This window comes from Mesobacillus selenatarsenatis SF-1, assembly GCF_000813125.1.
Taxonomy (GTDB): Bacteria; Bacillota; Bacilli; order Bacillales; family Cytobacillaceae; genus Mesobacillus; species Mesobacillus selenatarsenatis.
The window spans coordinates 1-21,655 of sequence record NZ_BASE01000138.1; the positions used below are offsets into that span (position 1 = coordinate 1).

Below are 21,655 nucleotides of genomic sequence, written 5' to 3' on the forward strand. Positions count from 1 at the left end.
TCGGAACGAGGCTCATAAACCACGGATATGTTCCCGATTTTTGGTTAAAAGCGGATAACGGAGCACATAAAAGCCATATATGTTCCCCGTTATTGAAAAAGAGCGGAAACGAGGCTCATAAACCACGGATATGTTCCCGATTTCAATTTCTGCATACTGCCCTCCCGTTTTCAATTAGTCCTGAAAGCTGCTCTCTATCCTGCATTCTTTCTCTTGGCGGCGAATTTCTTGATTGTTTTTGATGTTTTCGATATATAATAGAGGTGACAAAATTAAAAGGATGAGCATTCATGAATATTACTGGACATACTGTCGAACTTCTTGAAGATCCATTCGGACTTCTTACAGGGAACAGATTTGAATATTTTTTAAATATCGAGGTAGATGAAGAGGACGAGCTCTTTACTGACAAAGGCTTGCTTTTAAAGGTACTATTCCTAGTAAACGGGGATGAAAGACGGATTCTGCAAAGCTACTTCATTGAACAGGAAACGGAAAAGGTTCTCGATTTTGAACTCGAAGATGATGAAGCGGTACAAGTAAAGAACTATTGTGAGGAAAACTTGCCTGCCGAGGATGAAACGGATGAGGATACAAATTAAAAAAGAGCAGAAATGCTCTTTTTTAATTTGATACTTCTATTGTCTTACCTTCCTCAACGATATGATAAAGGAGATGGGCAAGGTGTTGAACAGGACCAAGTTCACCTTCTTCTTCGTTAAGTTCTTCAGTAAATTCCAGATCATTCAAATATAAAGCAGAAAATTCATAGAAATCCTTCAGTCCGAATCCGTAGCAATTCGAAGGCTCTTCGCTCTGGTCCTCATATTGAAGCATCAAATAATATTCTTTGCCGTCCTTATCTTCTGCATCAAAAAAGACAAAAAAACCTATATTCGTATCTAAATCAAACAAATGACGTGTGCCGCCTTCAGTAACTTGGTCATAATCCTCACTGCTTAGTTTCTGGACCTTCATCGTTTCCACCTGGTCTTCTGCGTGAAATTTCACTTCAAAGGTTTTCATTATTGTATAACACTCCTGTCATTAATTTGCATATGTTGATTCAATTCTTATCTTTGAAAAAGATATGCTCTGCCCTGATTTCTTCTCCGACTGTCAGGATACCATAAGAGAATTCCTGCTGTCTTCTTTTATCAGTCGGTGAGCCGGGATTAAAAACTATTACGCCACTGATTTCCTTTAGGACAGGAATATGCGAATGACCAAAAACGATGCAATCAACCTCGTCAGCCTCGAAGGTTTCTATTGCCCTTTTTTCGGTAGTTTTTCCGGTGCCGTGTCCATGGACAATCCCTATATGAAAATCGCCCGCTCTGAATAATTCTTTCGTTTTGAGCAGACTTTTGAGTTCAGGACCATCTACATTTCCGCTAACTCCAATAACGGGTCCATACTGTTTAAGCTGATTATATAGCTCCTCGCTCTGCCAATCACCAGCATGAATTATGTAATCACAATCTTCCAAATCAAGGAGCAGCCTCTCAGGCAACTTCTTTGCCTTCTTCGGCATATGAGTGTCAGAAATGACCACGATTTTCATGGCTGACCCCACTCCCTTCGCCTGCTGTTCTCTGTTATGTTACCCTGGTGGGAATGGATTAACCATTCTCAGGGTCTTTATATTTTGTCACATTAAAATAATCACTCGTCCTATTATAACTGTTGAACTCAATATCAAGGTCATGAAAATATCGGTGAAGCTGAAGTAATATCTTCTTATCTTTTTTTCCATCTTCAATGGTCTTGGAGTAAGTTAAAATGGTATCAAAATCGGCTTGGAGCGCAGTATTGTCTGTTTCGACTGTTACCAGGACAGATAGGATTTCAGAAGCGATCTCCCTCTGCTCCTCCCAATCAACAGATTCTATTCCGCCCCAACCGAGAGTATCATTATATTTAGTATGAAATTCACGAATGAAGCTGCCAACTGTTGAGTAGTTTTCTTGTTCAGACTCTTCCTGGAATACAGCGACAGTCTGACCTCCGTTCTTAAGATTGCTTGAACTACTTTTACCCCTGACTTCTTGAAGATTACCTGTCTCCCACATTGAATAGCCAGCATATAGACCAAAAGCCAGCAAAAACAGACTTGCAGGTAAAATCATAAGTTTCCATTTGCTTTTCTTTTCCATCTGCCTGCCCCCTGTTAAAACTTATTGTTCTTTCACCGCGAGTGAATCTGTTCTTAATATTATTTGACAGCCATCACCAAAAACCTTTTATTATTTCCCTTCCACATCAGGTTCTTCCATAAATGTCCCAAAAATAAATTAACATTGAGGAGGAATGAGTATGTATTACCAGTTCGGAAAGGTACGTCCACACTTAACAACCAGAAGTCTTAACCCAGAAAACCAGGAAACCCCTATACATTTTATTTCATTTATCGAACCGGTTGCTGACTCAATATTTTACCGCAGGAATCATTTTCCTTACCCGATTTTAACACCAGAGTCATTCACACTGAAAATTTCCGGCTCGGTTCATTATGCTTTACTCATCAATTACTCTGATCTCCTAAAACTGCCTTCCAAATCCAAAAGGGTGTTAATTGAGTGTTCAGGTAATAAAAGAGCATATTTCGAGGAAAAAGTCTTTGGAGAGCAGTGGGAAAACGGAGCGATGAGTGAGGGAGTTTGGAAGGGGGTACCTCTTAAGAATTTGCTTGAGTACACCGGAATCAAAGCAGGCGTGAATGAAGTCGTTTTTAGAGGAAGAGACGTGGGTGTTAAGAGCAGTCAGCTTATCCACTATGAAAGAAGTTTGCCAATTGCCAAGGCACTTCATACTGATGTGCTGATTGCTTATGAGTATAATGGAAAACCACTCTCCCAAAAACATGGTTTCCCTTTCCGGCTGATAGTTCCAGGATGGTACGGGATGGCTTCTGTAAAATGGCTTAATGAGATCATTCTTATTAAAGACAAATTCACAGGTCCTTTCCAGACTAATGATTATGTTTATTATTATAAAAATGGTACATCTGAGCAAGTGACTACAAATCATGTGAATTCGACTATCCAGCAGCCACAAGATAAACAGCTTGTTAAAAGTGGTACTCACGAAATTAAAGGAATCGCATGGACAGGTTCTGGTGTCGTCTCGAAGGTAGAAATAAGCTTTGATAAAGGAGATAGCTGGGAGCAAGCCAAATTGAAGAAAATTCCTAAAGAACATCAAACTGTGTCATGGAGTTACCCTATGGAGTTTAAATCTGGTAATGAATATCATATTTCCGTCAGAGCAACAGACAACGAAGGTAAAACGCAGCCTGCAGAGGCTATCTGGAACAAGAAAGGCTATGGCTACAATGCGATTATGCAAATTACTGTAAAAGCAGAATGAAGAAAAACCAGGTGCAGAGATATCAGCACCTGGTTTTTCTTTTAGTCATGTTATTGCATATAATACTTAATCAATTGATCCAGCATATGATTCAAATCGGTGAATTTATAGCCAAGCCCTTCTGCAAGGGAAGTGTCGATCGACCAGGAACCGGGTAATGCATAAGGTGAGACAGTACCGCTTGTGTTGCTGTTCTCCACAACAGCTTCTTTATTGGCCAGCAAAGCGATTTTATCGACCAATTCACGCAAACTAATATCTCCTGCCGATCCAGGATTGATTGGACCTTCAAAGGTTGAATTTCCAATTCCCAGAAGAAAGTGTGCCGCTTCATCAGCATGTATGAAGCTGTACCGCAATTCAGGGTTTGGTATGCCTATTGGCTGGTCGGCAAGTATTTTATCAACATGAAATTTTAAGCGCTCTGTGTAATCATCTTCAGAGACAACAATCGGGAATCGGACGGAAACCACATCAAAATAACCAAGCTGGTGAAATACCGCTTCAGAGGCTCTTTTGGCCTCTTTGTATCCTTCATACCCTGGATACTCTTTTCTGCTTTTGTATGTTACTTGGTATGTATAAGGGTCAAAATTTGCTTCTTCATGCAGCGTACCAAACTCATACACTGCCTGAGTAGAAGTAAATATATAGCGACGCACTTTCCCTTTCAATGCCTCTGCTGTATCCTTGGCCTCAATTGGCGAAAAACAGGATTGGTCGTACACCAGGTCCCATTCTTTATCTTCGAAGGCTGCTGCCATCGTCTCTTTCTTTTCGCGATCAATCACCAGCCGCTTTACATTTGCACCAAAGTGATCACTTTTACTTCCTCTTGTGGCTATCGTTACTTCATCGCCAATTTCTATCAGCTTTTGGACCAGCTTTTTCCCAAAATACTGGGTCCCTCCAAGCACAAGAACTCTCCTCATTAAAAAATCCCCCTTTTCTATACTGACTAATTCTTCTTTGATTTGTGAATTTCCTTTAAAGTCTAATGCGGAAATTAAAAAACCGGCCACAATATTGGGGCCGGTTGGGTCATATAGGTGTTTTCTTTATGCTTGTTTCTTTTCCTTTGCCTTTGGTTTCGCAGCTGTTTTTTTCTTCTTTGCTGCTGTTGCAGTCTCTTTCTTCTTTTCTGGTTTGGTACGGTCAATGGAGGCCTGAAGTGCGGCCATAAGATCTGTAACATTGGAAACAGGCTCTTTTTCTGTAGGAGTGACAAGCTCCTTACCTGTACGCTTTGCTTCAATCAGCTCCAATAAAGCGGTACGATAATCATCCTTGTATTTTTCTGGTTCAAACTCCGTTGTCAACTGATCGATGAGCATGATGGCAGTGTCCAGTTCCTTTTCCGTTACTTTATCTTCTTCCGGTACATTCGGCACATCTACAGCATTTCTTACCTCATCGGGGAAATGAATGGTTTCCATTACGAGTGTATTATTATAGACTCTAACTACTGCGAGTTGCTCTTTTGCCCTTATGATTATTTTGGCAATACCAACCTTCTGCGATTCCTCCAGAGCCTTCCTGAGAAGAGAATATGCTTTGCCGCCACCCTCGTTCGGGGACATAAAATAGCTCCGCTGAAAGTAAATTGGATCGATTTCATTAATTTTTACAAAATCGATAATTTCCACGGCTTTATCTTCGTTTTCCTTCCTCAATGCTTCAAGGTCTTCATCTTCAAGGACGACAAACTTTCCTTTCGTATACTCATAAGCCTTAACGATGTCTTCGTTTTTCACTTCAACATCACACACAGGACATGTTTTCTCATATTTAATTGGTGAATGGCACTCTTTATGAAGGGTACGCAGTTTGATGTCTCTATCCTCAGTCGCGGCATGAAGTTTGATTGGGATATTGACGAGCCCAAAGCTGATGCTCCCTTTCCAAATTGTATGCATTACGTTCTCCACCTTATCGTTTTATTACTAATGTGCTTAAGAATGGATTTATCATGCATTAAAACATTTGCCAGCGTACTAGTTTGAGCTTAAACAGGAACAATATTAAATACGACTGGTGAAAGGATGGGGAAAATGCTGAAACCAATGCTCCCTACACTTGCGTTCGAAACGCCACAAGGGGATGAATGGCGTTATGAGATTAAATTTGATGGCTTTCGAGCACTGTTGACTTGGGATCAGGAAATTGAACTGACAAGCCGGAATGGGAAACCGCTGCTTCCGCTGTTTCCGGAATTATCGGAGTTCCTGGCTGCCAATATGGAAAAGTTCCAGCCATATCTTCCTCTTACATTTGACGCTGAGCTCGTTTACTTAGAGAATCCATATAAGTCAAATTTTGGAACTATTCAAATCAGGGGAAGAATGAGGTCTCAGGGAAAAATAAAAGCAGAAGCAAATAGGAATCCCTGCAGGCTGATGGTGTTCGATCTTTTGAGGATAGAAGGAAAAAGTATAGCATCTGAAAGTTACAAAGACAGGCGTACAAAACTTCAATCCCTGTTTTCCGAGATTGGTCTTCCACTCTCTCCCAACCACCAAAACCCGGACTTGGTACAACTTGTCCCAAGTGAAACGGATTTGAAAGGCTTATGGGAAAACGTCGTCATCTACGATGGTGAGGGTATAATCGCCAAACAATACAATAGCAAATGGGAGGAAGGCAAACGGACGGAAGCATGGATCAAGACAAAAAACTGGAAGTATGTCTCCTGCTTTGTGACGGCATATGAGAAATCCAATGGATACTTTTATATCTCCGTTTATAAAGACTCAAAAATTCACCAAATTGGCCTTGTCATCTTCGGCTTTAAGCCAGAAGAAAAAAATGCTCTGCATCAGATTATCAAGCAAAATAAAAGTGACGAAAACGATCAATTCATTTATGTGGAACCCGGAATATGCCTTGATGTGAAATACCTGGAAATTTATGAAGACCAGCTTCGTGAGCCTCATTTCCATCAATTCCGGTTCGATTTAAGTCCAGATTCATGTACGTATGAGAAATTCGTTTTCCAGCAGAAGAATCTGCCGCCGGATATTGGTATTACTCATCCGGACAAGCCGATTTGGGAAGAGCCGCCTATCCAAAAGGTTGATTACATTCATTACTTAAGGGAGATTTCTCCCTATATGCTTCCATTTCTGGAAGACCGCTTATTAACAGTGATCCGGTATCCTCACGGCATGCTTGGCGAAGCCTTTTACCAAAAAAACGTTCCTGATTATGCACCAGACTTCGTCGAAACTTCGAAATCTGAAGGCATTGAGTATATTGTCTGCAATAACATGAAAACCTTGCTTTGGCTCGGGAATCAAATCGCCATTGAGTTTCATATTCCCTTCCAAACGATCAACAGCAAAGGGCCTGATGAAATCGTCTTTGACCTTGATCCCCCTTCAAGGGATCATTTCCATTTGGCGATTAAAGCTGCTCTTTATATTAAAGAGGTTTTGGATGAATTGAAACTGATCAGCTTTATAAAAACGTCCGGAAACAAAGGACTGCAGGTGTACATCCCGCTCCCGGATAATACTTATAGCTATGATGATACCAAGTTGTTCACCTCATTTATCGCGAACTATCTTGTTTCAAAAGACCCAAAATCGTTCACGATTGAGCGGTTGAAGAAAAACAGGGGCGACCGACTATATGTAGATTACATCCAGCATGCTGAAGGCAAGACGATTGTCAGTCCATATTCCGCTCGCGGCAAATCACATGCAGGTGTAGCCACTCCGCTATTCTGGGAGGAAGTGAACGATAAGTTAAATATTGAGGATTTTCATCTAGGATCAATCATCCAGCGCGTGAAGAAGTTAGGATGTCCGTTCAGGACATACTTTACAGCAAAAGAAGATCAGAATTTCAAACCGGTGTTGAAAGTCTTGAAGGCAAAAAAATCCTGAGGAAGTTCCTCAGGATTTTTTTCGTTTAAAATTGGTTTAGATACTTTTTAGCATGCTCTTGCAGCCTGCTGTAGAGGGTATCTTCGTTGAAATCTTCCTGTTCAAGTATTTCCGCAAGTATCCCCTCTTTTGTAAAATCAACCTCAATTTGTGCTGAATAGACAAAAGTAGCATTACCGATCAAATCGATTGTATATGTCTCATCTTCTTTATGGACAGCGCATTGAACCATCCCGCCATTATTGTACACATTTATTGGCTGGTCAAATTCATTCTCCCCCATCAGGCATGTGACGAGTGTGGATGCTGACATAGCTGTTCCACAAGCATTCGTATAGCCTACTCCTCGCTCATAGGTTCTCACATAGATACTCCCTTTTTCAAGGAGCCTGATAAAGCTGACATTGACTCCGTCAGGAAATAAATCATTAGGATTATTTACCTTCTCACTCAACCTGGTCTGCAAATCGGATTCCAATTGCTCTTTGCTGACTACAGCCGTCAAATGAGGATTAGGTACCGAGAGTGCTGTAAACGTCAATTCCTCAGCCAACTGCGGGATCTCCTCCTGAATCAGTGTCTCCTGGTCAAGATTTAACGGCAAATCCTTCAAATCAAATGTTACTGGCGAGATTTCCACCTGGTAGGTTGGAATATCAATGAAAATCTCTTCATGCTTCTTCACCCTGAGGTTGGCTTTCATCGTTTCAATCACGGCTTCCACGACGCCAAGCTTCTCGCATACATAGCGGCCTGCACAGCGAAGTCCATTGCCGCACATGGATGCTTCTGTACCATCAGAGTTAAAAATCCGATATTGGGCATCTGCAACCCTGCTTGGACGGATGAACAAGATTCCATCTGCACCCAGTGATGATTCCCTGTCACAGAGCGCCAATGCGAGATCACGCCTTTTAAAATCATCAAATTTATAATTCCGGTCAGTTTCATCTATCAATAGAAAGTCATTATTTGAACCATGACATTTAATCAAATCAATTTTCATTGTAACGCCCCCAAAACACTTCGTTATATTACAAGATGCCATAAATAATGGAATTGTTCAATATTGAAGGTAATAAGGGGTAAAATTTGTGTTATTTTTTACGATTTCTGCTTTTACCCTTTTTCCTTGTTCAGGCGATTTTCGGGTAATGCACGGCTTCTGCTTTTACCCATTTCACATAAAAAAGAACCAGCTTTTGGTTTGCTGGTTCTCCTGTTATTAAGATGCCATCTTTCTGCATTCTTCTGCGCATTTAAAGCATGCTTCAGCACATTTTTTGCAATGTTCATGGTCATGCTTTTTGCATTCATTGCCGCAGGCTTCACAAATTTCCGCACACAAACCACAAATCTGGTTCACAAAGTGGCTGTTTGTCTGCATCGCCGTTACTGCCATGCCGCAGATTTCAGCACATTCCCTGTCCATTCTGATGCATTCTGCCATCATTTTCACATTCTCTTCTTTTAAACAGGAATCAAAACAAACATTACAAGCTTCAATACATTCTATGCACGCCTGGATGCAATCCTGATATTGTTGGTTTACCATGTCCCAACCTCCTTCTAGTTTCTATTATTTGTTAACCTCTTCGAATCGAAGATAAACGAAACTTTCGAAAATGGAACAATTTTCAAATTAATGATCGTAATACATATAGAGGCTGGCAAGAGCAGCAAATACAGCCATCCGTTCTGCCTTTCCCATTGTATAGTCGAATGTTAGCACAGGAGTATTGGCTTCTTTAAAAAACCTTGTCCACTCCAATGGCATCCAGCCTTTTCGCAGCGTCGCGGTCGTATAGCCGTCTTCTCGGACAAGTTTAAAATCACGAATGGAGCCTGGGATCTTATCTATTTTTAACTTTCTTCCACCACCTAAGACAGCTGAGCCAATTGTATCTTTTTCTTTCTTTTTCTCTAAAAATATACCAATTATATCATTTTGCTCATTCAGTATTTTAAATCTATATCGCTCCTGTTTCAATCTTCCTTGCAGATTTCCTTTTGAGTCATATATTCCAATTTGTTTTTTTATTCTTTTATCTAAAAAATAAGGGATAAACCAGCGGTAGTTTCTAGTCCTTTGTTCTCTTAATTCGCCAGCCAGCATTCCGTCAGGAGTAAAAAAGAGTAGTCTTACTGCAGGCGCTGGAGCAAAAGCAATAAGCAGGTGGTTTTGCTTTAAGAATTGTTTATCATCATATCGATGAAATGCCTCCGCGCTCTCTTCTGATTTGTTTTTATATAAAATAAATTGATTGTAGTGGAGGAATACTAAAAACAAGAATGGCACTGCCACCAGGAACAAAGGTATATTCCAGGAAAACAGCAGGCTTGCCGCCATAATCATCGTAAGAAGGCCTGCTGATATAATAGAAGCGTTTAAACTAATATAGGCTGTCTGCTGGTAATATTGCCGAATACTCATATCTATTATCTCCTTGAGGAAAATCTACTTCGTCACTCTAAGTCTATTAATCAAACAGCCCAATCATTCTATCTTTTTCAACATAAAAAACCGGACAGGAGCACCCGTCCGGTTTTACAATAGATTATTTTAATTTCAATGCATTTACTGCATTGATCAGACCGTAGCCGGTTTGATCATCATAACCAGGTTTGAATAGATCTTCTGCAGAGTTTTGGATGATTGCTTTGACTTGTGCTGGAGTCAATTTGTCCTTGCCGTGCTTGGCGATTACTACACCTGCAAGAGCTGCAGTTTTTGGTGCTGCCATTGAGGTACCGCCTTTACCGCCGTAACCATGACCAATAACTTCCTTTGTATCTGGATCTAGTACAGGTACAGTGCTATAAGCAAGGTAACTGTTATCTCTTCCTGTACGAGTAACAGGATCATAGTTCGGTCCAAGGTCGCCGCCAGGAGCCATTACATCGATTTTACCAACGCCATAGTTGGAGTAGAATGCAAGATTCTTTAAAGCTCCGCCAGCGGAAACTCTGATCATCGTCTGGCTGCTAGGACTTCTGTGTGTAGCACCTGTGTCATCGCCTGACAATTTCCCAGGACTGCTAAGGTCCACTGCGTTGTTCCCTGCTGATCCGACAACCGTTACACCCTTCTTGATTGCGTACTGGATCGCACGATTGAATAATTGAACATCTGCTACAATGTCTTTCGTGGCATATGCAGGATCCTGGAACCAGTCATAACCACCTAGTGACATGTTTACTACATCAACATTATCATCTGCGGCTGTCATTAAAGCTTCGGCAATATGCGAAGTGGCTGCACCTCCAGTTGGTCCAAATACCCGGTATGATGCTACCTTAAGGTCTGGTCCCACTCCAAGAGCTTCACCTTTTGCCGCAATTGATCCCGCAACGTGTGTACCATGGCTATTTTGATCAATTGGGTCACTATAGCCAGGAACAAATGATTTTCCACCAGCGTAATTATTTTTTATATCTGGGTGATTATAGTCGATTCCAGTATCTATGACACCGACAACGATATCTTCACCATCTACTGACAATCCCGTTCCCCCTGGCAGGTTCCATGATTCACCGTTATTTGTCACTTGTTTAATATCCCACATGTACTGGTTATAAAAGTCTGCACCTTCAGTAAGGTCTTCCACTTCTACTGTCTCTCCATCAATCGTTTGTTCAGGATAAACAGTATTTTCGATACCAGCTTCTAAAACAATAGATGACTTCTTCACTTCATTCAAGAAGTTGGAATTTTTAGAAGTAACCTCTACCGCACCTAGCTTGTCCAATTTATCTTCCACTTGACCGCCAGCTTTTTTGATTGCTTCCGCATAACCTGCTGGTAGTCCCTGCTGGTCTTTAAAAATGACCAGGTATGTATTTTCAGTATTTGATTCTGCTTCCCCTTTTGTTACGCCTGCATTAAAGATGGTAGCCGCTCCCAAAAGGACAGCGAGTGTTCCTGCATAAAGTTTTTTTCTTGTCGACATATTACCCCTCCTTTTTTCTTAATTTTCATTATATTTAAAAATCAAACTTTAGCAATATAATGATTTCGACATCTAAATCCAGTATTTATCCATAAAATTAGGTAAATTTTATTATTCGTAAGTATGCCTTTAAAATAATATCCTGTTGAAATATGTTAAAAGAACCATTTTGACACTTTATTTATCTAAATATTTCGACAAATTTATAGTAAAAACAGTTCTTCCTTCCTAGCAAAAAAATAAGACCCGGTCTATGACCAGATCTTAATCTGCAAGCTCTTTTCTTTTAAATATATATATTGCCAATAATACAAACAAAACGGTCATTGTTAAAGTTATACCTGTCGCTGGCCAAACATGCTCTGGCCACTTTTCGGTAATCAACCTTTCAGAAACATAGGGAAGGAGCTGTGTAGGACTCCATTCGAGGAGGTGCTGGAAGGAACCTCCTATTATCGTAGAAATAAAGACCGTAACAAGCGCTACCATACCGGCTGCGACTGGCTGCATGAACATTGCACTGCAAAGGATTACGAAGGACAATACCAATATGAGCCATAATGAATATAGACCGAACGATTCCATGAAAGTGCCAAATGGAATAAACTCAAACAGAACGCCTGTATAATACCAGCTTGCTAACATTCCAAGGAACAATGAAACGACGATTAATATAAGTGCAGCTGCCCATTTAGAAGTGATATAAGAGAAATAGGAAACTGGTTTTACGAGGATCAGCTGTGCGACACCGCTCTTTCTCTCCCCCGCAACTGTTGCCATCATGGAGAGGGCGATGATCAATATTCCAATCATCTGGTATTGTCCCAAACTCATGATAAAAACTTCCTGGGCTGATGGTTCGGGCATTTCAAATATGGCCCCTTCTGGAAGGCCGCCTACAGAATTAAGGATTTCCGGCAAATAGTAGGTGGTCAGAGGATCCATCACTCCGAGCAAAATAAAGGTGATCGGCATCCAAATCCATTTATAGTTCCTTGCCATCTCCAGAAATTCTTTGTTTAGTAGCGTGAACCATTGCTTCATTTTTGCACCACCTTCATGAAAACATCTTCAAGACTGATTGAACCAATTTCATATTTATTGAGCGGCCAGTTCTCCTTGGCTGCCAGGGTCAGTATAACCTCTTTAACTGCTTTAAGATTTTCAGTATAAATACTTGCTTTATTGCCTTCCATTTGGATGGAATCGATTTGTTGATGTTTTGAAAGAGTTTTTAAAAAGCTGGAGGCTTCTTGGCTAAAAACAAGATCGATTTTTGACTGGTGATATTTCTCCCTGAATTCATCCATTGTTCCAGACTCAATAATTTCTCCATTGTGCAGAAACAAAATGCTTTCACAAACTTCTTCGGCATCATTTAGGATATGAGTAGAGAATAATACAGTCGCTTCCTTCTTTAGCTTTTCCAGCAGTTCAAGAACTTCACGTCTGCCGAAAGGGTCCAAAGCAGAAACTGGCTCATCCAGCATGATTAGTTTAGGTCTGTGGATAATCGCCTGGGCAATCCCGAGGCGCTGCTTCATTCCGCCGGAAAACTTGCCGATTCTCCTGTTTTTTGCATCCGCTATCCCCACAAGTTCCAGCAGCTCAGCTGACCGTTCCTTCGCTTTCTTTGTAGGCAATCCTGATAGCTTTCCAACATACTCGAGAAATTCCCTTGCCGTCATCCAATCATGAAATACTGGATGTTGCGGGAGATAACCAATCAACCGACGATGGTCACCCCCCTGCTTTTCCCCTGCGAAAGATATTTTTCCTTTTGTTGGTCTAAGCAGCCCCGAGAGCATTTTGAGTGTAGTCGTTTTACCTGCACCATTGGCTCCAATCAAAGCAACACATTTACCATTTTCCAACTGGAAATTTAACCCTTTAATCACTCGCAAGTCCTTAAAACTTTTTTCCAAATTTTCTACTGTGACTAAGGGCATTATTGATTTCTCCTTCCAATCACGAAATACAGGATAGGCCCAATAATGTTAACCATCAATATAACGATTGCCCAAACCCATTTCGGACCGTTTGTTTTTTCGATTTTTATTAAATCAATCACCGCAATAACTAATAAAATAACTTGAATGAACAATATAGGTGCAATTAAAGCCCAATTAATGTCAGCGAATAATTCCATTTTGATAACCTCCTTATTTGTTTTACATCCATAAGACGGCTTAAGTAAAAATTCGTTCAAAGAATTTTAATTTCAGGAGCGGATTTTTATAAAACATTTCTACAAAGTCAATTCTAATTACAAGCAAGAAGCAACCGAGTGAAAAAAGCATAAAAAATATCCGACATACAAGATGCCGGATATTGTATTTAAAATCTTATTTGTTACAAGAGCCTGAAAATGAATGGTATTCGATATTCCTGACCTTCATATGCTTTTATCGCACCTACAATGGTGAATATCATGGCCAATATCCCGATGACCCACAACATAAAGATCCCAATCAACAAGATGACAAGAATACCGCTGACAATTCCATATACAGTATAAGAAATAAAAAAGTTCATATATTCCCTTCCGTGGTAATCGATATAGCTGGAATCGTCCTTTTTAACGAGCCAGATAATCAACGGTCCAAGAAAAGCAGTAAAAAAGCTAATAATATAAATGCCTGCTGCAATAAGTCTTTCATCATTTTTTGGCATTGTTTCCCCTCCAATACTCTTATAGTTAACTTTACGGAAAAACAGTAAAAAAGTTTCATTAAAGATGAACTTTTTCATTATAATGAAAATTAAGGATTTTCCTTTTAGTAGGAACACAGTGTAGCTAAGGTGCAACAAAATAAAGACAGGATAGGATGGAAAATGAATAGGATACTACTTAAGAATGCAAATGTAATGCCAATCACCTCTGAGCCAAAGGCAAATTGTGATGTTCTCATAAAAGAAGGAAAAATAATGAAAATACAATCTGAAATTACGATTGAACCTGGGTGCGAGGTTATTGATTGTAAAAACAACTTTTTGCTTCCAGGCTTCATTGATGTCCATACTCACCTCGGCCTTTATGATGAAGGTACAGGATGGGCCGGAAATGATGCCAACGAAACCATTGAGCCAATGAGTCCCCACGTTCGGGCGATTGACGGAGTCTACCCGCTCGACCCTGCATTCGGCGATGCACTTAAATATGGAATTACCACGGCACATGTTATGCCTGGGAGTGCAAATGTAATTGGCGGAACGACTTCTGTCATTAAAACTGCTGGAAAAAACGTTCAGAATATGATTATCCAAGAAACAGCAGGACTTAAAATTGCACTGGGTGAAAACCCGAAACGAATTCACAGTATGGGGAATAAAGATTCCATCACTCGTATGGGGATAATGGGAATGCTAAGGGAAGCTTTTTACGAGGCGATGAATGCTGAAAATCCGGAATCCCTGAGAGTTAAACCGATCATTAAAGCTTTGCACAGGGAAATTCCTGTAAGGATCCATGCCCATAGAGCAGATGATATCATGTCTGCGATCAGATTTGCTGAGGAATTCAATCTGGATTTACGGATTGAGCATTGTACTGAAGGCCATTTGATTGCAGAAGAACTGGCCGGCCTGAATTTAAAAGTTTCAGTAGGTCCAACACTCACCCGCCGTTCGAAAGTGGAACTTAAGAATAAGAGCTGGAAAACTTATCAGGAACTGACCGACCACGGTGTTGAGGTATCTGTTACTACTGATCACCCATACACCCCAATCCAGTACTTAAACCTTTGTGCGGCCATCGCCGTGAGGGAAGGATTATCTGAACAAAAAGCACTCGAAGGAATCACGATTTTGCCAGCAAGGAACCTGCGGGTTGATGACCGTGTCGGCAGTATCGAGCCTGGAAAAGATGCTGATTTGGTCCTTTGGAATCAACATCCATTCCACTTCAGCGCAAAGCCAATGTGGACAATGATCAATGGCAAAGTGGTTTATCAGATTTAGTCGAAAATTGTTGTAGATTTTTGGCAAAAAAACACAGAAAAAAAGGGTGAAAAACCTATTTTCTTTTTTGAAATAATCCTGTATTATACTCTTTGGAAATATAATTTCATAAAGCAAAGTGATTAGGGAAGGCAAATGGTGCGCCACCAGTATCCTGGTTCTAGTGGGTTCGATTCCCACCCCGAAATTTTTTAGCAACTTACAAAAAATTTCGAGGGTGGCCGTGTAGTTACATTCGCACGAGATAGGACTGCCCTGCGTGGAGGGATACAATATGCTCAAGAAACGCGATCTACATGATTGCCACGAATTATTTGAGCTGATGGCGCATCCGGAGGTCTTCCCTTTTGTGCGCCAAAAGGCACATTCATATGAAGAATTCGTATTTATTACAAAGCACACGATTGAAGCAGAAGAACAAGGAGAATTAATCTCCCGTACCATACTTGACGAGTGGGGAGCTCCAATCGGCACGATAAATTTATTTGATATTCAGGAAGGAGCCGGTTTTTTAGGCACCTGGCTGGGGAAACCTTTCCATGGCAAAGGATATAATACCTTGGCTAAAGATGCTTTCTTCCAGGAATTATTTTATGATATTGGGATTGAGACCATTTTCATGCGAATCAGGAAAGTTAATATCCGCTCTATCAAAGCAGCAGAAAAGCTGCCTTATGTTGTAAAGGCAAACGAAACCCGCAAGCACATTTATGAGCAGTTAAATGCTAATGGAGAGATTTACGATCTGTATGAAATTCCTAAGGATCAATATACACTGTACCTAAAAAGGTCTGGTGTCAAGGAAGAAGAAGCAGCCCATTTGTTGGAGGCATAATTTACAAATATTCAAAACGCCCTGAAAAATACAGGGCGTTTTCTAATTAAGCAGATCCTGCCCCGTTGTTTCTTCCCGCTCCGATAAGGAAGCCTCTGACAGGAATGCTTCGAGTTCGGCATCTGTCAATGTTTCATACCGTCCATCCTCAAAGAAAACCTGCGTCTGATTTGGATTGATCCTATTCATGTTAAACCCTATTCCCATTTTCATCACCCCGCAGAATTAAACTAAATACTATTAATTATTAGATAATTCAATTCGATTTGACTGCTAATTGTTATTAGCTTTCCCAACCTGCTTTACGTTATTCAATAAGGTTTTTTTCAAAAAGGTCATCCATAACCCAATAATCTATCAAAATAAAAACGCCATGATTGGCGTTTTTAATAGTTCGTTCTAAAGGTTTTCACGCAGAGCTTTCCCCAGCACATCTTTGCCGCCTGTAATAGGGATGATACTTCCAGTTATAAAACCGGAATCATCATGCGCAAGAAAGCTGATAACCCTTGAGATATCTTCCCCGGTACCAGGTCTGCCTACTGGTACAGAAGAGTCCCTGGCATTCAAGGATTCGCTGATTGCTCTTTCTTTCCACTCGCCAGTGATGTCACCAGGACAGACCATATTGGCTGTGATCCCGTTATCCGCCTCTTCCAACGCAAGTGTCTTTGTCAATGAAGCCAGTCCTGACTTAGCTGCGGCAAAAGCAGATCTGTAAATCCACCCCGGAGCCGACTCCACCCTGTCGAAACCAACTGTAATGATCCTCCCCCACTTCCTTTTCCTCATAGAAGGTATCAGCAAATTTGATAAATAGAAAACGGCGTTTAAATTGCCATTAATTAAGTAAGTCCATTCATGTATCTGATAATCGGCCAATTTCTTTCTTTCCGAAATATATGGTCCTGCATTATGAACGACTATATCAATCGCAGTGAATTCCTTCAAAGCCTGCGAAACAATTTTTTCACAATCTTCATAATTTGTTATATCTCCCTGAACACAGATATTCTTTGTGTTGAACACTTCCGATAGTTCCGCCGCTAGCTGTTCAGCCTCTATTTTGCTGTTCCGATAATTGATAATTACGTTTATACCTTCGGCAGCAAGCTGCAGTGCTGTTCGTCTTCCTAAACCGGTGGCACCTCCGGTAATCAAAGCCGTTTTATTTTCCACAACCTGTACCCCTCATCCTCATTAGATTACTTATCACTATACTAAAAAGAAGCAAACTGTTTTGCAACTTTTAGCTTCATATATTGGGAACAATTTGACTTTAACCGCTGGGCCGATGCCTGCATATAATATCCATATCGAAGATGGTCTGCTTGAAAGGCGGGATATAATTGTTTCCATGGAATCTATTGCCGTTCGACCGTAATACACAGAAGAAGTTTTTAGAAATGAAACCAGATGAAATCGAAAATTATGTCCAGCAAATGATGGGCAAAATGCTCCAGCCAAATATGCAGGGGGTGTTAAAACCTGAAGAATGGCTTAAAGGGATGCAACAGCATAACTCACCTGATCCAGTCAAACCGACTAATGGATTAGGTGCGGAAATGTTTGAAACTCATGATTTTGTTTTTGTCAGAGTACCGCTAAAAGAAGAAGAAGCCTGGCTTAAACAAATGAAACTTTTTTATACTTCAAATCAGGTAATCATTGAACACATTCCTGATATGTCAGATAAACACACATTAGTATTGCCAGCAACCGTTAAGCGGAAGGGTGCGGCAGCAAACTACAGGGATGGAGTACTGGAATTAAAGCTTCATAAAATCGTGGATATGCAATACGCTGAAATCGACATATCAAATTAATTGAAACGAATTCTACGAAAAGAATCTAAAAAAAGAACAGCCTGGCGGCTGCTCTTTTTGAGTTTATTATTTACCAATGAACATTTGTGTCCAATAGTTGCCTGTTGCTACATGGCCTACACCAATGTGTGTATAGCTTGAGTTTAAGATATTTGCACGGTGGCCAGAACTATTCATCCATGCTTTTACTACTTCCTCCGGTGTACGCTGTCCCATAGCAATGTTTTCACCTGCTGAACGGTATGAGATTCCAAACTTTTTCATCATATCAAAAGGTGAACCGTAAGTGGGGCTAGTGTGGCTGAAATAGCCTTTGCTTTGCATATCGCGGGATTTTTCCCTCGCTACTTTGCTTAGTTCAGTATCAAGTCCAAGTGGTTTTAAACCATTCTTTGCTCTCTCCTGATTTGTCAACTCTACTACTTTTTGCTCATAGGCACTAACTGCTGAAGAAACTGGTGCTGCAGCAGGTTCTTGAGCAGGTGCTTTAGCTGGCTCCTGAACTGGAGCTGGAGCTGGAGCAGGTTCTTGTACAGGTGCTGGTGCTGTTTTTTCAACAGGCTCCTGTACATTATTTTTAGTAGGCTGAGCTTGTTTCCATGAAAATTGGTAGTTCTTAAAATACTTTTGTAAGATAGAATTGATTTGTTCATTGCTTACATTTCCACTTTGATAGTAGTAAACCTTTGATTGTATAGTAGATGCATCTGCTTTATCCATGGCTGGATTTGCTGCGAATAAGGCAGCTGCAGCAAAAGCTGTAAGAATCATTTTCTTGTTCATTCCCGAATTCCTCCCGAAAATTTAGTTTGTCTCTCTCTTGCAAACTAATCATATCACGGGTTTTTTGTAATAAACCTGGGATAAACAGGTAAAACTATTATTCTACTGAAAGTAATTCTGTTAAGCATTTCCTTTTTATGCAAGATATCAATGATTTAAAGGTTTTAACAGATAATTTGCTTGTTCTGTATGAATTGAAGTTTTTTCCTGTTCAATTTCAAATAACCCAGCTAGACCATAAAAAGGAAAGATTAATATATTGACAACTTTTTTCTCGGATTCGTTTCATGACATTTTTTTCTGCAATATGACAATCATTAAAGTATATTACAGGCCAAGGAGCAATCACGTGGTTTTGGTCAATTGCCAGATTGGACAGTAGAATAAAAAAAAGCGGCAATCGCCGCTTTTCCCTTAATGTCCATTCTCTTCCTCAGCCTCTGTATCATGGTCCTCCATATCCATTTCATTGGATTTTCCATTTTCCTCCGGCTCACTTGGATTGCCGATTACAAATTCAATCTTTGGCATGTTATGCATGCTGCGTGCTGTAACGTGAGCAATGAAATAGTAGGTTCCTTCCTCTTCAAATGCCTTATTCCAGCGATAAATACCGTTTTCGTCATGTTCGACCACTATCTTTTCATGTTCTTCTGCTTGAGAGCGCCAGATTTCAAATTTCACTTCGTCGGCATCCTTTACTTCTTCAGTACCGTAAGTAACCTTAGCCTCGAAAGTAACTTCTTCATTTAATTGAGCTTTTTCAGGATTTGCTGTAAGCTCAACTTCCAAAAAATGTGGTTCTTCTTCTACTTCCTGCTGTGCACAAGCTGTCGCTAACAAACCTAGCAATACTGCCATTAATGTAACCAACAATCGTTTCATTCAATTTACCCCTTAAATAATTTTGTGTTATCGTGGTTCCGAAATTCGGAAAGATGATTAACTTTATTAACAATCTCTATAATTCCACGGCCGGAAAATAGAGACTGATGGTCGTTCCTTTTCCTAGCTCGCTTGCTATTTCCATTTTACCATCATGTAGCTTAATTAATTTATCAACAATCGCCAGACCAAGTCCAGTACCACCATCTGCCCTTGATCTCGCCTTATTCACTCTATAAAAACGTTCAGTCAGTTTGTTGATATCCTCCTCTGCTATTCCCGCTCCAGTGTCTGCAATTTCAACTTTACAGCCATAGACGTGCTTGGAAAGCATTATTGAAATGCTTCCGCCACATTCTGTATAGCGTATCGAATTGTCGATTATGTTCTGGAAGATCTGTTCGAGTCTCCCCTCATCTCCGTAAATGATGATATCCGGATCAAGATCAAGTGTTAGGCTGATATTTTTTTCTTTCAAGGCTGGACCATACTTGATTATAAAGTCCTCCATAAGCTGTGCTAATGGAAAAGGATTTTTTATTAACCGGTATTCATCCGCGTCCAGTCTTGATAAATCGAGTAAATCCTCAACGAGCTTAACCATCCTGCCAGATTCCCTGTTGATAAGCTTTAAATATTTATTCTTTTCATCCGTTTCTTTTATCATTCCAGTTTCCAGTGCTTCGCTATAACCTTTAATATAGCTGATCGGAGTCCTGAGCTCATGAGAAACATCGGCGAGGAATTCCCTCTTTTTCTCATCCTCTTTCTGAACAGACTCTGACATATGGTTGAAGGCTTTTGCAAGCTGGCCAATTTCGTCGTCTGATTTAATATTGACCCGTGCTGAATAATCTCCTCCAGATACTCTTTCAGCTGCCTCCTTCATGGCAGCAAGTGGCCTCGTTAGCCTGCGAAGCATTTTAAAACCCAGGAAGGCAGCAATAACTATGAATAATACATCGCCAATCAGCCATAAAAAAGAAAAATCAACGGTTAACTCAGAGATTTTAGCGAGGGGAACATATAAATAAATAATTCCTTCAAGCCGGTTATTGTCAAGGAGTGGAATTGCCACAGCAAGAATCTTCCTGCCAAACCTCTCCTCAAAACCAGCTTTCATGACCGGTTCACCTTTCAAAAGCAGTTCACGCTCTTCCTTCCCTATTAATGTTTCATAATCAATTGAATAAGGGAGGCAGGCGCTTAATTCTTTGGGGTTACTGACAAGAAAAACCTCGGATTCGGATTTTTCATTATACCATTCAACCCGCTGTTTCATTTCATCAGTCAATGGGCCGCCTATATAGTCGCTAGCAAGGCGGTTCCCTTCTTCTAACAAAGATTCTTCAACAATATCGACATATAACTTTTCATAAAAAAGATAAGATAAAAAGAAGGAATACAATACGGTCACCAAAATTGTGGCAGTAACCGTCAGCCAAAGTTTTTTAAACAGGCTGTCAGAAAAAGAAATCATGTTGCTGGCACCTCAAATTTATACCCTACACCCCAGATTGTTTGAATATAGTCTCCAGTCCCCAGCTTCATCCTCAGCGTCTTGATGTGGGTGTCAACTGTCCTCAGGCTGCCATGATAGTCCATGCCCCACACAAATTCAAGAAGCTGCTCCCTGCTAAGGGCCTGCCCCTGGTGTTGAACGAGAAAAACGAGCAACTCAAACTCCTTAAGGGTAAGCGGGATAATTTCTCCTTCAACACTAACCCTTCTGCCCTTCTTATCAATATTGATCTTTCCTAGAGTCACTGTATCTTCATCATTTTTGACAAAAGATGTCCTTCTTAACAAAGCATTGATTCTGGCTACAAGTTCACCCGGACTGAAAGGCTTGACTATATAATCGTCCCCTCCAAGCTGTAGCCCTCTTACCTTATCCCATTCTTCACCTTTAGCAGACAAAAAGATGATCGGCACTTGTGAAAAGGTCCGTATCTTTCCGCAAACAGCAAATCCATCTTCAAAAGGCATCATAATATCAAGGATAACAAGATCAAATTCTTGTTCATGGAGTTTTATCAACCCTTCAACCCCGTCAGAAGCATGGGCACATTTAAACCCGGAATTCTCCAAATACATTTGAACAAGATTACGCATATCCTCTTCGTCATCTATGATTAAAACATTTATGGGATTCATACT

25 protein-coding genes are annotated in these 21,655 nt (G+C 40.4%); 6 read left to right on the forward strand and 19 right to left on the reverse strand.

The features are described 5' to 3' along the window. The first annotated feature begins 290 nt into the window (after positions 1-290). Positions 291-602: a DUF6509 family protein gene (locus TY49_RS23415; protein WP_041968294.1), complete on the forward strand. Its 312-nt coding sequence runs from the start codon at positions 291-293 to the stop codon at positions 600-602. A gap of 22 nt (positions 603-624) precedes the next feature. Here the strand turns inward: TY49_RS23415 and TY49_RS23420 are convergent, their stop codons facing one another. From TY49_RS23420 to TY49_RS23430, 3 genes are read right to left on the reverse strand one after another with little or no spacing between them, the layout of a single operon-like run. Then, a complete protein-coding gene (locus TY49_RS23420) occupies positions 625-1,026 on the reverse strand; it encodes a hypothetical protein (protein WP_041968295.1) in 402 nt (133 codons plus the stop codon). 40 nt (positions 1,027-1,066) lie between these two features. Then, positions 1,067-1,576: a metallophosphoesterase family protein gene (locus tag TY49_RS23425; protein ID WP_369390747.1), complete on the reverse strand. Its 510-nt coding sequence runs from the start codon at positions 1,574-1,576 to the stop codon at positions 1,067-1,069. 46 nt (positions 1,577-1,622) lie between these two features. Then, the gene (locus TY49_RS23430) at positions 1,623-2,156 is read right to left on the reverse strand and encodes a hypothetical protein (RefSeq protein WP_052442284.1); all 534 of its coding nucleotides are present in this window, start codon (positions 2,154-2,156) and stop codon (positions 1,623-1,625) included. A gap of 160 nt (positions 2,157-2,316) precedes the next feature. Between TY49_RS23430 and TY49_RS23435 the strand changes: the two genes are divergently transcribed. Beyond that, positions 2,317-3,369, forward strand: a complete 1,053-nt coding sequence (locus TY49_RS23435; protein WP_041968297.1) for a sulfite oxidase — start codon at positions 2,317-2,319, stop codon at positions 3,367-3,369. A 50-nt stretch (positions 3,370-3,419) separates the two neighbouring features. Here the strand turns inward: TY49_RS23435 and TY49_RS23440 are convergent, their stop codons facing one another. Together TY49_RS23440 and ku are read right to left on the reverse strand one after the other, a co-directional pair. Then, positions 3,420-4,301, reverse strand: a complete 882-nt coding sequence (locus TY49_RS23440; RefSeq protein WP_041968298.1) for an NAD-dependent epimerase/dehydratase family protein — start codon at positions 4,299-4,301, stop codon at positions 3,420-3,422. A 126-nt stretch (positions 4,302-4,427) separates the two neighbouring features. Next, positions 4,428-5,285 (reverse strand): non-homologous end joining protein Ku, encoded by an 858-nt coding sequence (gene ku / locus TY49_RS23445; RefSeq protein WP_041968299.1) that lies wholly within the window; start codon positions 5,283-5,285, stop codon positions 4,428-4,430. Positions 5,286-5,423: 138 nt separating this feature from the next. Between ku and TY49_RS23450 the strand changes: the two genes are divergently transcribed. Continuing rightward, the gene (locus TY49_RS23450) at positions 5,424-7,256 is read left to right on the forward strand and encodes a DNA ligase D (protein ID WP_041968339.1); all 1,833 of its coding nucleotides are present in this window, start codon (positions 5,424-5,426) and stop codon (positions 7,254-7,256) included. A 25-nt stretch (positions 7,257-7,281) separates the two neighbouring features. Here TY49_RS23450 and dapF read toward each other — a convergent pair whose 3' ends face one another. The 8 genes from dapF to TY49_RS23490 all read right to left on the reverse strand — a co-directional run bounded on the left by dapF (position 7,282) and on the right by TY49_RS23490 (position 13,879). Then, positions 7,282-8,262: a diaminopimelate epimerase gene (dapF, locus tag TY49_RS23455; protein WP_041968300.1), complete on the reverse strand. Its 981-nt coding sequence runs from the start codon at positions 8,260-8,262 to the stop codon at positions 7,282-7,284. 219 nt (positions 8,263-8,481) lie between these two features. Then, positions 8,482-8,811 (reverse strand): four-helix bundle copper-binding protein, encoded by a 330-nt coding sequence (locus TY49_RS23460; RefSeq protein WP_041968301.1) that lies wholly within the window; start codon positions 8,809-8,811, stop codon positions 8,482-8,484. Between the two features lie 87 nt (positions 8,812-8,898). After that, entirely contained in the window at positions 8,899-9,690 is a 792-nt protein-coding gene (locus TY49_RS23465) for a hypothetical protein (protein ID WP_041968302.1), read from the reverse strand. Positions 9,691-9,814: 124 nt separating this feature from the next. Then, positions 9,815-11,206 (reverse strand): S8 family peptidase, encoded by a 1,392-nt coding sequence (locus TY49_RS23470; protein ID WP_041968303.1) that lies wholly within the window; start codon positions 11,204-11,206, stop codon positions 9,815-9,817. A gap of 264 nt (positions 11,207-11,470) precedes the next feature. Next, positions 11,471-12,250: an ABC transporter permease gene (locus TY49_RS23475; protein WP_041968304.1), complete on the reverse strand. Its 780-nt coding sequence runs from the start codon at positions 12,248-12,250 to the stop codon at positions 11,471-11,473. Then, positions 12,247-13,155, reverse strand: coding sequence for an ABC transporter ATP-binding protein (locus tag TY49_RS23480; RefSeq protein ID WP_041968305.1), 909 nt, complete (start codon positions 13,153-13,155; stop codon positions 12,247-12,249). The genes TY49_RS23475 and TY49_RS23480 overlap by 4 nt, the downstream gene beginning before the upstream one ends. Then, positions 13,155-13,355, reverse strand: coding sequence for a PLD nuclease N-terminal domain-containing protein (locus TY49_RS23485; RefSeq protein ID WP_041968306.1), 201 nt, complete (start codon positions 13,353-13,355; stop codon positions 13,155-13,157). The genes TY49_RS23480 and TY49_RS23485 overlap by 1 nt, the downstream gene beginning before the upstream one ends. A gap of 203 nt (positions 13,356-13,558) precedes the next feature. Then, positions 13,559-13,879 (reverse strand): DUF4870 domain-containing protein, encoded by a 321-nt coding sequence (locus TY49_RS23490; RefSeq protein WP_084135592.1) that lies wholly within the window; start codon positions 13,877-13,879, stop codon positions 13,559-13,561. A 162-nt stretch (positions 13,880-14,041) separates the two neighbouring features. Here TY49_RS23490 and TY49_RS23495 point away from each other — a divergent pair, with 162 nt between their 5' ends. Both TY49_RS23495 and TY49_RS23500 read left to right on the forward strand, forming a co-directional pair. Further along, entirely contained in the window at positions 14,042-15,166 is a 1,125-nt protein-coding gene (locus TY49_RS23495; protein ID WP_041968307.1) for an amidohydrolase, read from the forward strand. A gap of 274 nt (positions 15,167-15,440) precedes the next feature. Beyond that, a complete protein-coding gene (locus TY49_RS23500; protein ID WP_041968308.1) occupies positions 15,441-16,001 on the forward strand; it encodes a GNAT family N-acetyltransferase in 561 nt (186 codons plus the stop codon). Positions 16,002-16,043: 42 nt separating this feature from the next. On the opposite strand, the gene TY49_RS24860 is transcribed toward TY49_RS23500, so the two are convergent. Further along, entirely contained in the window at positions 16,044-16,208 is a 165-nt protein-coding gene (locus tag TY49_RS24860; RefSeq protein WP_156972763.1) for a hypothetical protein, read from the reverse strand. Positions 16,209-16,400: 192 nt separating this feature from the next. Continuing rightward, entirely contained in the window at positions 16,401-17,180 is a 780-nt protein-coding gene (locus TY49_RS23505; protein ID WP_041968309.1) for an SDR family oxidoreductase, read from the reverse strand. 170 nt (positions 17,181-17,350) lie between these two features. On the opposite strand from TY49_RS23505, the gene TY49_RS23510 reads away from it, so the two are divergent. Next, the gene (locus TY49_RS23510) at positions 17,351-17,827 is read left to right on the forward strand and encodes an Hsp20/alpha crystallin family protein (RefSeq protein ID WP_041968310.1); all 477 of its coding nucleotides are present in this window, start codon (positions 17,351-17,353) and stop codon (positions 17,825-17,827) included. Between the two features lie 66 nt (positions 17,828-17,893). Here the strand turns inward: TY49_RS23510 and TY49_RS23515 are convergent, their stop codons facing one another. The 4 genes from TY49_RS23515 to TY49_RS23530 all read right to left on the reverse strand — a co-directional run bounded on the left by TY49_RS23515 (position 17,894) and on the right by TY49_RS23530 (position 21,652). After that, a complete protein-coding gene (locus tag TY49_RS23515; RefSeq protein ID WP_041968311.1) occupies positions 17,894-18,610 on the reverse strand; it encodes a CAP domain-containing protein in 717 nt (238 codons plus the stop codon). A gap of 414 nt (positions 18,611-19,024) precedes the next feature. Then, positions 19,025-19,495, reverse strand: a complete 471-nt coding sequence (locus TY49_RS23520) for a FixH family protein (protein ID WP_041968312.1) — start codon at positions 19,493-19,495, stop codon at positions 19,025-19,027. Positions 19,496-19,571: 76 nt separating this feature from the next. Then, entirely contained in the window at positions 19,572-20,975 is a 1,404-nt protein-coding gene (locus TY49_RS23525) for a sensor histidine kinase (protein WP_041968313.1), read from the reverse strand. Beyond that, a complete protein-coding gene (locus tag TY49_RS23530) occupies positions 20,972-21,652 on the reverse strand; it encodes a response regulator transcription factor (protein WP_041968314.1) in 681 nt (226 codons plus the stop codon). The genes TY49_RS23525 and TY49_RS23530 overlap by 4 nt, the downstream gene beginning before the upstream one ends. Positions 21,653-21,655 lie beyond the last annotated feature (3 nt).

Excerpts from the sequence above, each read along its gene's own strand:
- TY49_RS23415 (WP_041968294.1), top strand. The coding sequence starts at position 291 with ATGAATATTACTGGACATACTGTCGAACTTCTTGAAGATCCATTCGGA.
- TY49_RS23420 (WP_041968295.1), bottom strand. The coding sequence starts at position 1,026 with ATGAAAACCTTTGAAGTGAAATTTCACGCAGAAGACCAGGTGGAAACG.
- TY49_RS23430 (WP_052442284.1), bottom strand. The coding sequence starts at position 2,156 with ATGGAAAAGAAAAGCAAATGGAAACTTATGATTTTACCTGCAAGTCTG.
- TY49_RS23435 (WP_041968297.1), top strand. The coding sequence starts at position 2,317 with ATGTATTACCAGTTCGGAAAGGTACGTCCACACTTAACAACCAGAAGT.
- TY49_RS23440 (WP_041968298.1), bottom strand. The coding sequence starts at position 4,301 with ATGAGGAGAGTTCTTGTGCTTGGAGGGACCCAGTATTTTGGGAAAAAG.
- ku (WP_041968299.1), bottom strand. The coding sequence starts at position 5,285 with ATGCATACAATTTGGAAAGGGAGCATCAGCTTTGGGCTCGTCAATATC.
- dapF (WP_041968300.1), bottom strand. The coding sequence starts at position 8,262 with ATGAAAATTGATTTGATTAAATGTCATGGTTCAAATAATGACTTTCTA.
- TY49_RS23460 (WP_041968301.1), bottom strand. The coding sequence starts at position 8,811 with ATGGTAAACCAACAATATCAGGATTGCATCCAGGCGTGCATAGAATGT.
- TY49_RS23465 (WP_041968302.1), bottom strand. The coding sequence starts at position 9,690 with ATGAGTATTCGGCAATATTACCAGCAGACAGCCTATATTAGTTTAAAC.
- TY49_RS23470 (WP_041968303.1), bottom strand. The coding sequence starts at position 11,206 with ATGTCGACAAGAAAAAAACTTTATGCAGGAACACTCGCTGTCCTTTTG.
- TY49_RS23475 (WP_041968304.1), bottom strand. The coding sequence starts at position 12,250 with ATGAAGCAATGGTTCACGCTACTAAACAAAGAATTTCTGGAGATGGCA.
- TY49_RS23480 (WP_041968305.1), bottom strand. The coding sequence starts at position 13,155 with ATGCCCTTAGTCACAGTAGAAAATTTGGAAAAAAGTTTTAAGGACTTG.
- TY49_RS23485 (WP_041968306.1), bottom strand. The coding sequence starts at position 13,355 with ATGGAATTATTCGCTGACATTAATTGGGCTTTAATTGCACCTATATTG.
- TY49_RS23490 (WP_084135592.1), bottom strand. The coding sequence starts at position 13,879 with ATGCCAAAAAATGATGAAAGACTTATTGCAGCAGGCATTTATATTATT.
- TY49_RS23495 (WP_041968307.1), top strand. The coding sequence starts at position 14,042 with ATGAATAGGATACTACTTAAGAATGCAAATGTAATGCCAATCACCTCT.
- TY49_RS23500 (WP_041968308.1), top strand. The coding sequence starts at position 15,441 with ATGCTCAAGAAACGCGATCTACATGATTGCCACGAATTATTTGAGCTG.
- TY49_RS24860 (WP_156972763.1), bottom strand. The coding sequence starts at position 16,208 with ATGGGAATAGGGTTTAACATGAATAGGATCAATCCAAATCAGACGCAG.
- TY49_RS23515 (WP_041968311.1), bottom strand. The coding sequence starts at position 18,610 with ATGAACAAGAAAATGATTCTTACAGCTTTTGCTGCAGCTGCCTTATTC.
- TY49_RS23520 (WP_041968312.1), bottom strand. The coding sequence starts at position 19,495 with ATGAAACGATTGTTGGTTACATTAATGGCAGTATTGCTAGGTTTGTTA.
- TY49_RS23525 (WP_041968313.1), bottom strand. The coding sequence starts at position 20,975 with ATGATTTCTTTTTCTGACAGCCTGTTTAAAAAACTTTGGCTGACGGTT.
- TY49_RS23530 (WP_041968314.1), bottom strand. The coding sequence starts at position 21,652 with ATGAATCCCATAAATGTTTTAATCATAGATGACGAAGAGGATATGCGT.